Source organism: Desulfosporosinus metallidurans, assembly GCF_001936615.1.
GTDB lineage: Bacteria > Bacillota > Desulfitobacteriia > Desulfitobacteriales > Desulfitobacteriaceae > Desulfosporosinus > Desulfosporosinus metallidurans.
Window position 1 is genome coordinate 1 of sequence record NZ_MLBF01000084.1, and the last position, 12,034, is coordinate 12,034.

The 12,034-nt window shown below is 47.2% G+C and carries 14 protein-coding genes and 1 riboswitch; of the genes, 2 read left to right on the forward strand and 12 right to left on the reverse strand.

Annotated features, from left to right (window positions below):
• From DSOL_RS28515 to DSOL_RS24385, 12 genes are all read right to left on the reverse strand, one after another.
• A partial coding sequence (locus DSOL_RS28515) for a hypothetical protein (RefSeq protein ID WP_207649672.1) occupies positions 1 to 325 on the reverse strand: 325 nt, incomplete at its 3' end.
• 6 nt (positions 326 to 331) lie between these two features.
• A complete protein-coding gene (gene hisF, locus DSOL_RS24335; protein WP_075367319.1) occupies positions 332 to 1,105 on the reverse strand; it encodes an imidazole glycerol phosphate synthase subunit HisF in 774 nt (257 codons plus the stop codon).
• Between the two features lie 93 nt (positions 1,106 to 1,198).
• Positions 1,199 to 1,954 (reverse strand): 1-(5-phosphoribosyl)-5-[(5-phosphoribosylamino)methylideneamino]imidazole-4-carboxamide isomerase, encoded by a 756-nt coding sequence (hisA, locus tag DSOL_RS24340; protein WP_075367320.1) that lies wholly within the window; start codon positions 1,952 to 1,954, stop codon positions 1,199 to 1,201.
• A complete protein-coding gene (gene hisH / locus DSOL_RS24345; RefSeq protein ID WP_075367321.1) occupies positions 1,932 to 2,561 on the reverse strand; it encodes an imidazole glycerol phosphate synthase subunit HisH in 630 nt (209 codons plus the stop codon). The genes hisA and hisH overlap by 23 nt, the downstream gene beginning before the upstream one ends.
• A gap of 83 nt (positions 2,562 to 2,644) precedes the next feature.
• Positions 2,645 to 3,229 carry an imidazoleglycerol-phosphate dehydratase HisB gene (gene hisB, locus DSOL_RS24350; RefSeq protein ID WP_075367322.1) on the reverse strand — a complete coding sequence of 195 codons (585 nt, stop codon included), beginning with the start codon at positions 3,227 to 3,229 and terminating at the stop codon, positions 2,645 to 2,647.
• A 40-nt stretch (positions 3,230 to 3,269) separates the two neighbouring features.
• Positions 3,270 to 4,346, reverse strand: coding sequence for a histidinol-phosphate transaminase (gene hisC, locus DSOL_RS24355; RefSeq protein WP_075367323.1), 1,077 nt, complete (start codon positions 4,344 to 4,346; stop codon positions 3,270 to 3,272).
• Between the two features lie 77 nt (positions 4,347 to 4,423).
• Positions 4,424 to 5,701, reverse strand: coding sequence for a histidinol dehydrogenase (gene hisD / locus DSOL_RS24360; RefSeq protein WP_075367324.1), 1,278 nt, complete (start codon positions 5,699 to 5,701; stop codon positions 4,424 to 4,426).
• Between the two features lie 103 nt (positions 5,702 to 5,804).
• On the reverse strand, positions 5,805 to 6,485 hold the full coding sequence (gene hisG / locus DSOL_RS24365) for an ATP phosphoribosyltransferase (RefSeq protein ID WP_075367325.1): 681 nt from the start codon (positions 6,483 to 6,485) through the stop codon (positions 5,805 to 5,807).
• Positions 6,486 to 6,855: 370 nt separating this feature from the next.
• Complete coding sequence (locus DSOL_RS24370) at positions 6,856 to 7,338, reverse strand: type I restriction-modification system subunit M N-terminal domain-containing protein (RefSeq protein ID WP_075367326.1); 483 nt, start codon at positions 7,336 to 7,338, stop codon at positions 6,856 to 6,858.
• 22 nt (positions 7,339 to 7,360) lie between these two features.
• Entirely contained in the window at positions 7,361 to 8,440 is a 1,080-nt protein-coding gene (locus tag DSOL_RS24375; RefSeq protein ID WP_075367327.1) for a 6-phosphofructokinase, read from the reverse strand.
• Positions 8,441 to 8,557: 117 nt separating this feature from the next.
• Positions 8,558 to 9,709, reverse strand: coding sequence for an ATP phosphoribosyltransferase regulatory subunit (hisZ, locus tag DSOL_RS24380; RefSeq protein WP_075367328.1), 1,152 nt, complete (start codon positions 9,707 to 9,709; stop codon positions 8,558 to 8,560).
• 68 nt (positions 9,710 to 9,777) lie between these two features.
• On the reverse strand, positions 9,778 to 10,080 hold the full coding sequence (locus DSOL_RS24385; RefSeq protein WP_075367329.1) for a YerC/YecD family TrpR-related protein: 303 nt from the start codon (positions 10,078 to 10,080) through the stop codon (positions 9,778 to 9,780).
• A gap of 183 nt (positions 10,081 to 10,263) precedes the next feature.
• Positions 10,264 to 10,363: riboswitch (SAM riboswitch) on the forward strand.
• Positions 10,364 to 10,456: 93 nt separating this feature from the next.
• Between DSOL_RS24385 and DSOL_RS24390 the strand changes: the two genes are divergently transcribed.
• The gene (locus DSOL_RS24390) at positions 10,457 to 11,482 is read left to right on the forward strand and encodes a methionine ABC transporter ATP-binding protein (protein ID WP_075367330.1); all 1,026 of its coding nucleotides are present in this window, start codon (positions 10,457 to 10,459) and stop codon (positions 11,480 to 11,482) included.
• 52 nt (positions 11,483 to 11,534) lie between these two features.
• The coding region (locus tag DSOL_RS24395; protein WP_235838987.1) for a methionine ABC transporter permease at positions 11,535 to 12,034 on the forward strand (500 nt) is incomplete at its 3' end.

Below are 12,034 nucleotides of genomic sequence, written 5' to 3' on the forward strand. Positions count from 1 at the left end.
ACCCCAGACACGGGGCAGTGCACAAGGTTCCCTCCCGCCGACGGTGCACATGAAATGTGCCGTCCTCCCCAAACTCCGTTTCCCCGGCCTCCGTCCCCCGACCCAATACCAGGACGCAGTGTGACACGAGCGCGACGTATTTACGTAAGCAGTTTAGCAAACTTCCGTTAAAGCGACCGACCCCAGACACGGGGCAGTGCACAAGGATGTGCACTGCCGCCAATTGCGCCAAGGATGGCGCATTTGGCGGGAACCCCGTTCCCCAAAGCCGGGAGCTTGAACGGTTAGTTTGCTCTGCGTCGTAACACCGAGCACTGTGTCGCACAAGTCCTCACACAAGGCCCCCTGTTTTTCGAACCAAGATCCCCCGTTGTGCTAGGTAGCGTTTTGCTTCTTCTATGCTGTACTCCTTGTAATGAAAGATCGAAGCAGCTAAAACGGCATCCGCTTCACCGAGGGTTAGTCCTTCTGCTAGATGATCCAAGGTTCCGACCCCTCCGCTCGCAATGACAGGCAAGGATACCGCTCGGCTCACGGCCCTGGTCAGTTCTAACTCATAGCCCGCCTTGGTCCCATCTCTGTCCATGGAAGTTAGAAGGATTTCTCCAGCACCGAGTGCTTCCGCTTCAGCAGCCCATTCCAAAACATCCTTACCCGTCGCCGTTCTTCCCCCGTGAATATAAACCTCCCAGCGTCCCGGCGCCGTGCTGCGCGCGTCAATGGCCACCACGATACACTGGCTTCCGAAGGCATGAGCCCCTTCTTGGATAAGACGAGGAGTCTGAACAGCCGAAGTGTTCAACGATACTTTGTCCGCTCCGGCTCGGAGCATACGACGAATATCGTCAATGGTCCGCAATCCACCCCCGATCGTGAAGGGTATAAAGACTTGCTCGGCAGTTCGGCGGACGACATCCACCATAGTTTCTCGTTTATCCGATGATGCAGTGATATCTAAGAAAATGAGCTCATCGGCACCTTCTTTATCATAGAGTGCAGCCAGTTCTACCGGATCACCCGCATCACGCAGCTGTACGAAGTTGGTCCCCTTGACCACGCGCCCCTCATGAACGTCTAAACAGGGAATGATCCGCTTACTTAACATGTCATTCCGACTCCTTTATACCCACTCTAAAACTATTTTTGATAGTGTTTTTTAACATTATCAACATCAACTTAAAGGGTTGTTAAAATTTGATTAAGTAGTCTCTTGATTGCTTGGTTCACCGTGAGCGGCCGCCAAGGCTTCCTTTAAGGTAAAGGCCCCACTATAGAGTGCCTTTCCCGTAATGGCCCCTTCAATGGGGATCCCCTTCAACACCTCGACCTGCAAGTTTCGCAAATCATCTAAAGTCGAAATTCCACCCGAAGCGATCACTCTTAGTCCAGTTTCCTGAGCCATCTGAACCGTGCTCTCGATATTAGGTCCTTGGAGCATGCCGTCCCGTGCAATATCCGTGAAGACTATACTCTGGATCCCCACGTCTTTCATGGCCTTGCCCAGGTCTATAGCCCGCATTTTAGTCGTTTCCGCCCATCCCTGAACTGCAACCAAGCCGTCCTTAGCATCTATGCCCACAATGACCCGTTTCCCGTACCAACGCGCCGCTTCTGCGACCAATTCAGGGTTTTTAACAGCGATCGTCCCTAAAATAACCCTTTCGACGCCTAACTCTAACAGCTCCGTGATCCGATCCATCGTGCGGATTCCCCCGCCAACTTGGATTCTTAAAGAAACACTCTCGACAATTTTACGTATCGTCTCGTCGTTGGCCGGTTTTCCGGAAAAAGCGCCATTTAAATCAACGATATGTAAATACTCAGCACCTTGGCTCTCAAAATTCTTAGCGACCTCAACAGGATTATCGGCGTAAACCGTCGAATCTTCCATCCTTCCCTGGAGCAAACGGACCGCTTTCCCCTCTTTTAAATCAATGGCTGGAAAGAGCAGCATACTCATTCACCCACTTTCCGAAATTCGTCAGTAATGTAAGTCCCCAAGGGCTTGATTTTTCCGGGTGGAATTGAGCACCCCAGACATTGCCCTTGCCTACAACGGCAGGAAAAACCACTCCATAGTCGCTGGTCGCTACAATATCACTCTTCTCGCTTGGCACCGCATAAAATGAATGAACAAAATAAAAGTAGGATTCGTTCGGAATCCCTTCTAATAAGCGGGAGGGTTGTTCTAAGTTTAAGCTATTCCATCCCATATGCGGAATCTTACCGCCGGGCGGAAATTTGACAACTCTGCCTGCTAACAATCCTAACCCGGCGTGCTCACCATGTTCTTCTCCAACCTCAAAGAGAACCTGCATCCCGAGACAAATCCCTAAAAAAGGGCGACCAGAGCGAGCGAACTGGGTGATTGGCTCAATCCATCCCCCACTCTTTAAGGCCTCCATTGCATCGGCAAACGCACCAACTCCCGGAAGTATTAGTCCATCCACTCCCTCCAGTTCCGCTGAAGACGTCATAATGGTGGTCTCAAAGTCGACTTTTTCCAAAGCCTTTTCTACACTTCTTAAGTTTCCCCGTCCGTAATCTACAATTCCTATCAATTTTATTCCTCCCGGAACGCATTTATCGCAATACTTTATCGCTTAATAGAAACTCTTTCCTTAACCCCTCTAGTCGCAAAGAGCTATAGAACTCCTTTGGTCGAGAGGATGCCGCTGTACCGAGTATTATGGCGCAGGGCCAGACCAAGAGCTCTCCCCACCCCTTTGTAAGCGGCTTCTAGAATATGATGACGGTTTTTCCCAGATAGTTGCCTTACATGCAAGGTAAGCCCGCTCTGTACTACCAAAGCCCGGAAAAATTCTTCGGCCATTTCGACCGGAAACTCGCCGACCATACCGTCCGGACATTCTACATTCCATACTAGGTAGGGGCGATTGGAGAGGTCCAAAGCAACTTGGACAAGAGCTTCATCCATAGGAAGAAGGGCCTCCCCTATCCTTTCAATCCCCACTTTATCACCGCAAGCTTCCCTCAGTGCTTGTCCCAACACGATACCACAATCCTCAATGGTATGGTGAGGGTCTACGTCTAAATCGCCAACAGCCTGAATTGTAAGATCAAGATAAGCAAAGCGGGCAAAGGCCGTCAGCATATGGTCAAAGAAACCAATCCCCGTCTCAACTTGCGCCTCTCCCGTTCCGTCAAGGTTCAAGCGGACTCGGATCTCCGTTTCCTTCGTTTTGCGTTCAATATAAGCTTCCCTCATGTTGGTCTCCTCTCCATAAGATTCAGCGTTCTCAATTATCCTAAGCGCCTGCACTGATTTCTCGAATCGCTCGTAAAAATCCTTCATTTTCTTCCGGAAGCCCTGCACTGATGCGCAGACATTTACCTAGAGCCGGAAGGTCACCCATGTTACGGACCAGGAACCCTCGCTTTAACAACTTCTCAGTCCACCCATCGGGATCACCTGGTTTAAAGAGAATAAAATTAGCCTTCGTTGGATAAACCACGACATTCGGAATCTGAGTTAATCCCTCGTACAATTTTTGCGTTTCTGCCTTGATCTGCTGAATTTGTTCATGGTACTCCTGCACGTAACCTAGGGCTAGGATTCCCACCTTCTGACTAAACGAATTAACATTAAACGGCTGCCGCACCCGGTTAATCAGGGAAATTGTCTCCGGTTGTCCGAGCAAGTATCCTACTCGAAGACCGGCCATGCCGAACGCTTTGGAAAATGTGCGGAGGATAACCAAGTTAGGATAGTTTTCAATCTGGGGAATGAGAGTCTCCTCAGAAAACTCAGCATAAGCCTCATCAACAACCACAATCTTTCCGCTTTCCCGCACGAGTCGGAGAATTTCCTCTCTAGGGAACAGCGAACCCGTGGGATTATTAGGATTACAGACAATCATCACGTGGGCATCTGGAGAAAGGGCAGTCTTTAACATCTCTTCAGTATCCAGCTCTAGACCTTGTAATAAAGGAACTTGTACAACCGTGGTATCTGTCAAACGAGCAGCAATCTGATACATGCTGAACGTCGGGGGGTGAATAATAACCGATTTCCCTAATCCACCAAAGGTCATTAAAATGAGCTGAATCAGTTCATCTGATCCATTCCCTACAAGAATTCCTTCTGGCTGAGTTTTTGTATACGTTGCAATAGCCTTTTTAAGATCCTGAGCCATTCCGTCTGGATAACGGTTAAACGCTAGTTTCTCTGGGAACAATTCCTCGCGCATTCCCGCAGGCCAAGGGAAGGGATTTTCATTGGCATCAAGTTTAATGCACTCGGGCAAATGTTTTGATTCATAAGGAACGAGCTGACGAATTTCTGGACGAACGAACCGCTCGGGTTTATTAGATAAAGTTTCCATCTCTATCTTTCCTTCCGCAATTATAGTTTCTAAGAATATTTCATCATTTATCAGAAAAGGTGCAATTTATTTTTTTATCATTTAAACCGTGCTTCCACAGCACGAGCATGTGCTTCCAACCCTTCGCTGCGAGCGAGTAAGGCAATTTGCTTAGCATCCCGTTTGAGAGCTGCTTCCGAATACCCGATCACACTGACCTTCTTCATGAACGTATCGACATTGAGCGGAGAATAAAAGCGAGCCGTCCCCCCGGTGGGTAAGACGTGATTCGGTCCCGCAAAGTAATCCCCAACGGGTTCTGGAGAATACCGCCCTAAAAAGACCGCACCAACATTTCTAACTTGCCCTAACCAGGTGTACGGATCCTTAACCACCAATTCAAAATGTTCCGGAGCAATTTTATTGGCCAAATCCATTCCTTCGGCAAGATCTGACACGCAAATCGCGGCCCCATAGGTTTCCCAAGAAGCCCGAGCAATTTCAGCACGGGGTAAATCTTCGAGCTGGCGCTCCACCTCAGAAATGGTCTGCTCGAGGAGTCCACGAGAGGGTGAAACTAAGATTGCTGAGGCTAAGCGATCATGCTCAGCCTGGGAAAGCAAATCCGCGGCTAATTCTTCAGGACGTCCACTCTCGTCAGCTAAGATTAAAATCTCGCTAGGCCCAGCCAGCATATCTATATCTACAATCCCGAAGACTTGCTTTTTGGCTAACGTCACGTAGATATTCCCCGGTCCGGTAATTTTATCTACGGAAGAGATGTGCTCAGTCCCATAGGCCAACGCAGCAATCCCCTGAGCCCCTCCTACTTTGTAAACTTCGGTCACTCCAGCTTCAGCAGCCGCTACCAAAACTTCTGGAAGGAGCGTACCATCTAATCCAGGAGGGCTAACCATCACGATTTCTTTGACCCCAGCAACAACAGCAGGTAGGGCATTCATCAAAACGGACGATGGATAGGAAGCAGTTCCCCCAGGAACGTAGATACCCACGCGCTTAAGTGGGAGCAAGAGTTGCCCGAGAATACTCCCGTCTGAATCCGGGTCCAACCAAGAGGTTCGTTTCTGCTTTTCATGATACCGTAAGATGTTTCCTTTAGCCGTACGTAAGGCTAGTATGAATTCCTCATTTACCTCTTGATAGGCCCTTTGAAATTCTTCGTCAGACACCCTCAAACCGTTTTGGCGCAGGTCAACCTGATCAAATTCCTCAGTTAATTGATAAATAGCCTCTTCCCCGTCCTCACGAACGCGCTTCAGTATTTCTGCCACACGCCGCTCCAGCGATTCATCATCTCCATAGGATTTCCGGGTGAGACGATTTAAATCGATGTCTTTCAGATTCTCAATCTTCATAGATTTCTCCCCTCATTTGTTCATCTTTGATATTATGGGTTCATACTCAATTAAAATATATCTTGATGAGCAAAGCTATTTGTTTATTCTCTGATTGCACTACTTATTTTGCCGACACGTCCGCTTGTATTTCCTCACGCAAGCGCTCTACTAAATCCCGTATCCGCTCGTATTTCATGCGGTACGCCACCCGGTTTGCGATCAAGCGGGATGTCGCTTCCAGTATTGGAGCCACCTCGACTAAGTGATTTTCCCTGAGAGTCTTTCCAGTCGAAACAATATCCACAATCATTTCTGCTAGGTCGACACATGGCGCAAGCTCTATATTACCGTGAAGTTTAATAGGACTAACCTGCATACCCAACCCGCTAAAGTAGGTCTCCGCTACTCTAGGAAATTTCGTTGCTACACGTTGATGGTTGAGCCCACTTAGGTCATACTCTCCATTGGAAAGTTTGGGCGGAACACTCGCCTCCGGCATAGCAACTACAAAACGACAAAATCCAAATCGGAGGTCGAGTAATTCAGCCACATCTTTATTTTCTTCTAGTAAGGTATCCTTACCAACAATCCCCAAATCCGCGGCCCCATACTCTACAAACGTTGGAATATCCGTAGCACGGCATATAATAATCTTAATCTTACTGTCCGGCAGGTTGTAGAAGAGCTTCCGGGATTCTTCATTAACATGGCTACATTCGATCCCAATACGACTTAACAATTGTATGGAGTCAACGAGCAACTTCCCTTTGGGCAACGCAATCGTCAAAAAATCTCGCTCCACGAGGCATCTCCCCTCTTTTAGTCCATAGTCTTATACGAGAAGGTTCCACTACTTTTCGAATAGCATTTCTTTATCGCTTTATCTAGTTAAAGCATTAATATATTAGTATTATAACAAGGTAAGTATACAATGACAACCCCTAACTTAGCTATTTTCAATTTCTTTGCTTTGATATTCAAGGTCTCGGATATAAGAGGGCCTTCAGCAAGAGTAACCCACTAAAGCTACTCTTATTGAAGGCAAACGGGAACTATTCAAAATGATTCAAACGCCACACTAGAGTGTTCTTCAAGGTCGTCTCTGCCAAAGAAGAGACAACCCTATACTATAAGCTTGCCTCTTCTTAGAGGGCACAGCTAGCCAGGCAAATTTAGAAATCTAAGTTATCATCCGATAACCTTAAATTTTCAAAATCCTTGATTAACTCAACCAAATCAGCACTAGTAATCAATTTATCGCCTTTTTCCGTCCTCTGATTGAAGTCTATAGTATTTAATAACCCCAGACAGCCCGGATTCATAGCATCAATTTCCGCAAATGCCTCCATCAGGTAAGTCCCCAATTCTTCTTTTTGCTGCTTTACTTTGTCCCAACGAGCTATCTTAGGTACAAACAGACGATAGACCTCTCTTCTTTCCAAGTCTTCATCTATTTGGCTTGGCGTCAAGCCGTTCATCATAAGCTTTGAGCGCCTGGCTTCGCGGTCTAAATTGAATCGATCGTTTAAGCGCTTTAAGAAGAGTATGGCAATTACGTATTCCATAAAGGCTTCAGCATCTCTATCTCCACGCAAAGAATCGCAAGTTTCATTCAGGAAACTCTCTAGTTGTGCTTCAGATAATTTATCACTCATTGTTCATTCTCCTTCAATTCCATTAGTCTCCCATCTCAATTCCAAGAGCACGTGCTGTTATCAGCAAAGGATCGGTTAATGGCACCTTTTTAAGCTTATCAACCGCTTGATTGAGTGGCACCCGTACAATATTCCTCCCCTGAAGGGCGACCATGATCCCGAACTCCTTTTCAAGTGCGGCATCCACCGCAGCGACACCATAGCGAGTAGAAAGCACACGATCATAGGAATTAGGGGAACCTCCCCGCTGGAGATGTCCCAATACTGTCACGCGCGTTTCCATCCCAAATTGTTCTTCCAGATCATTGCCCAATTTAGCGCCTATACCCCCCAATTTGATCGGATCAAATCGTCCCGATACCAAACGTTCGACCACCATTTCACCACCGAAAGGCTTAGCACCTTCTGCCACAACAATAATGCTAAACTTTTTTCCTTGTTTTGCCCGTTGCTGGACGGATTGCGCAACTCGATTAAGATTATACGGTATTTCCGGAATTAAGATAACATCTGCTCCTCCGGCAACCCCCGCATACAAGGCGATCCATCCTGCATAGCGCCCCATTACTTCCAGAATCATAACCCGATGATGAGACTCAGCTGTCGAATGCAGACGGTCTAAGGCTTCTTGAGCTGTATCCACCGCAGTCTGAAAGCCGAACGTTTGATCAGTCGCCATTAAGTCATTGTCAATTGTTTTAGGAATTCCGATCACAGAAAGCCCTTTATTGGCAAACTTTAAGGCGATATTCAAACTTCCGTCCCCGCCGATCGCCAGTAAAGCATCCACATCACGTTCTTTTAAATTTCGTATCACATCATCTGAACGATCTAGTAGTTGAGTGACCCCATTTAAGTTTGTCGCATAGGCAAAGGGGTTATCCCGATTCGTAGTTCCCAAAATCGTGCCCCCGCGCGGTAAGATACCCGAAACATCGTTCAAAGTAAGGGGCATAAAGTCCCCTTCTACCGCTCCGCGAAAGCCATCCCTAATGCCAAGCACTTCCAGCCCATATTGATGAGCGCTTTTAGCAATACCCCGAATCACGGCATTAAGCCCCGGACAATCCCCTCCACCAGTAAGTACCGCAAGTTTACGCATCATTACACCCCTTTATCCAGCCTAAATGATACATTATGTATTATATAATATTCAACTGTAAAGAAGTATACCGCTATTTCTATGAGAAGATACAAGCCTAAAGGATGCTTCTTTCTCTTACTCCACGCAATGAACCTCCGGAATCCGCTTTTGCAGTGCCATGTTGTGAGCAACTTCATTATCAACAACACCCAGTGCCATTTCAACTCGTTTCCCCTTGGCCCTTAAAGTTTGACACTCTCGAATAATCTTCGTTTCATCAGATCCATAAACCAAAACATCAGCACTCTCAGTGGGGAGAAGCGGAAATTGCTCTAACAAATTTCCAAGGTGAATGGCAAACCCGGTTGCCGGTTGTGGAACCCCAAAGTCTGAGTATAACGTATCATACCGTCCACCCTCAACCACTGGAAAACCCATTCCTGCGACATACCCTTCAAAAACTGCCCCGGTGTAATACGAAAAACCGCGCATGATTCCTAAATCGAGCGATACATTCTCTTGAATTCCAAAATCGCTCAAATACTTATAAATCCGTCTTAAGCTCTCCACCGCTTCCCTAATCGCCGGCCGTGCGCTCCATTCAAGAACTTCATCCAGAATTTCTTCTCCCCCGTGAAAATGGGGTAAACGCATTAATAGTTCCTGAACGCGCCCTGGTAACCCACTTTGTCTAACCCAGCTTTCAACGCCCACCATGTCTTTACGTGCTAACGCTTCTTCCAGCTTGGCTTGGATCCCTTCATCAACTCCTGCCTCTAGCATAAGCCCGGAAAAGATCCCCATATGTCCAAGATTGAACTGGTAATTTTTCAAGCCCAACCCCGCAATCGCTTCAACAGCGAGAGCGATCACTTCGGCATCAGCCAGCTCTTGGGCAGAACCGACGAGTTCCACGCCGACTTGGCGGAACTCTCTATGCCTAACTGAAGTGTTTCGATAGACATCAGCACCATAACACAGACGAAGTGGTAAAGCCGCACCACGCATGCGTGTACTTACAAGTCGGGCAATCGGCGTTGTCAATTCCGGACGCATTGCAAGAATACGCCCTTCACGGTCAAAAAATTTGTATAATGAATCGTCTTGCTCAAGATCCGGCTGAACGCAAGCAGTAAATTCTAGAGTAGGGGTCGACACTTTTTGGTAAGACCACTGCCGAAAAAGAGTAAGTATCTCTGCCTCCAAGCGCTCTTGGATGGTGATTTCCTCAGGTAGTAAATCACGCATACCCTCCGGTATGCGTTGCCCTAAATTCGTTCTTAGCATTATGATTCTCCTTCTATATACACTGCTAAATTCACTAAGTACCTTCGTGATATGTCGTGTCATGCCGCTTATTTAATTTGTTCTTGTAACCGCCGCAAAATCATCTGATATCCATCTGCGCCAAAATTCAAACAACGTTTGACCCTGCTTATCGTCGCCGTACTAACTCCTGTCACTTCCCCGATCGACGTATAGGTTTCATTTCTTTGCAGCATCTTAGCGACTTCGAGACGCTGAGCCAAAGCCTTTATTTCCGCGACCGTCGCAATATCTTCAAAAAATCGGTAACACTCTTCTTTGCTTCTGAGCAATAAAACGGCTTCGAATAAGGCATCCGTCAACGGATTCTGTAAACGCTCATCACTTGACATAGGATTCCTCCTTGACCAATATCACTGTCTCCCTTTAATTTATTAAAGTAGTGCTCTATTGTCAAGCCCTTTTGTTGATATTTAATTTTTTCAATATTTCATTTTACCTCTTGCAAAGTTCTTACCCCCTGTGCTATACTACGTTCATTAGTAGACCTTAAACACAATACAACTTCATAGAATCTCTTATTCAGAGTAGGTGGAGGGACTGGCCCGATGAAACCCGGCAACCGGCATTTTGTGCACGGTGCTAACTCCTGCAGAGAAATCTGGGAAATAAGAGGAAAACCGAATGGCTACTCCGCGGGTTTTCTTCGCGGAGTTTTATTGTGTTTAAATCTCTGTAATTCTGAAAAAGGAGGTTAACAGGAACACCTTGATACAGATCAAACAATTGGTAAAAAAGTACTCCTCCCGCCAAGGAACAGTCACTGCAATTGACGATGTTTCCCTCCACATTCCACCAGGCGCCATCTACGGCATCATTGGATTAAGCGGTGCCGGAAAAAGCACGCTGGTACGTTGCTTGAACCTTCTCGAAAAACCCACGAGCGGCCAAATCATGGTTGCAGGTCAGGACCTGACTAAGCTCTCCGGCAAAGCACTTCGCCAAGCGCGTCAAAACATCGGAATGATTTTTCAGCACTTTTATCTTCTTCAATCACGGACCGTTACCGAAAACATTGCCTTTCCTCTTGAAATTGCTGGACTACCCAAGAAGGAAATTATGGTGCGTGTCAAGGAGTTGCTCCACCTTGTCGGTCTCGAAGACAAAGCTCTTGCTTATCCCTCTCAGCTAAGTGGTGGACAAAAACAACGTGTTGGCATCGCGCGAGCGCTCGCCACAAAGCCACAGGTTCTCCTGTGTGACGAAGCCACCTCTGCGCTTGACCCACAAACAACTCTTTCGATTCTTAACCTGCTGCGTGATATTAACCAAAATCTCGGTTTAACAATTGTCATGATCACCCATGAAATGAAAGTGATTAAAGAAATTTGCACCGATGTTGCGGTTATACACGAAGCTCGCATCGTTGAATACGGCCCAGTCGAATCCGTTTTCATTCAGCCCCAGTCTGAGATTGGTAGAGAATTTATTGCGACTGTTTTTCCGAGTGAACTCCCTGCAGAACTTTTGAGGGAATTCGCGACCCACCAAGATTCGGAAATTATCCGCATTCAGTTTCTTGGGTCACGAGCTTCTGACCCTATCATCACGGATCTACTGCGCACCTGCGATGTCCGAGCGAATATTCTCTATGGAAGTATTGATCATTTACGATCCACACTGTTTGGCACTCTTACCTTAGAGCTTCAAGGAACTCCTGAACAGCTTGAAGGGGCACATCACTATCTGGCATCCCGCGAATTAAAGGTGGAGGTGATTCAAGGTGCCATTTGAGCCATCTAGTCTGCTACAACTTGTCTCCCCTGCAGTCGGTGAGACCCTCTACATGGTCATCGTCTCTACATTACTAGCCTACCTTTTAGGACTCCCTTTGGGCGTCATCCTTGTTGTAACTTCTCCCGGGCACATTTTACCCAACCCTTGGGTGGAGCGGATTCTAGGAACCCTCATCAACATCTTGCGTTCCGCTCCATTTATCATCCTGTTGGTAGCTTTCATCCCCTTCACTCGGGTTCTCGTCGGCACGTCCATTGGTACAACTGCAGCCATCGTCCCTCTCGTCATCTCGGCTGCCCCTTTTGTGGCGCGCGTTGTGGAAAGCTCTCTCAAAGAAGTCCCCTACGGTGTCATTGAGGCTGCTTTATCAATGGGGGCATCCCCTCTTCAAATCATTCAAAAAGTGCTTCTCCCGGAAGCAAAGGCCTCTCTTATTCTTGGTATCACGATCACGACAATCAGTGTCATCGGTTACACCGCCATGGCTGGCGCTGTCGGAGGAGGAGGATTGGGAGACCTCGCCATTCAATATGGCTACAACCGTTTTCG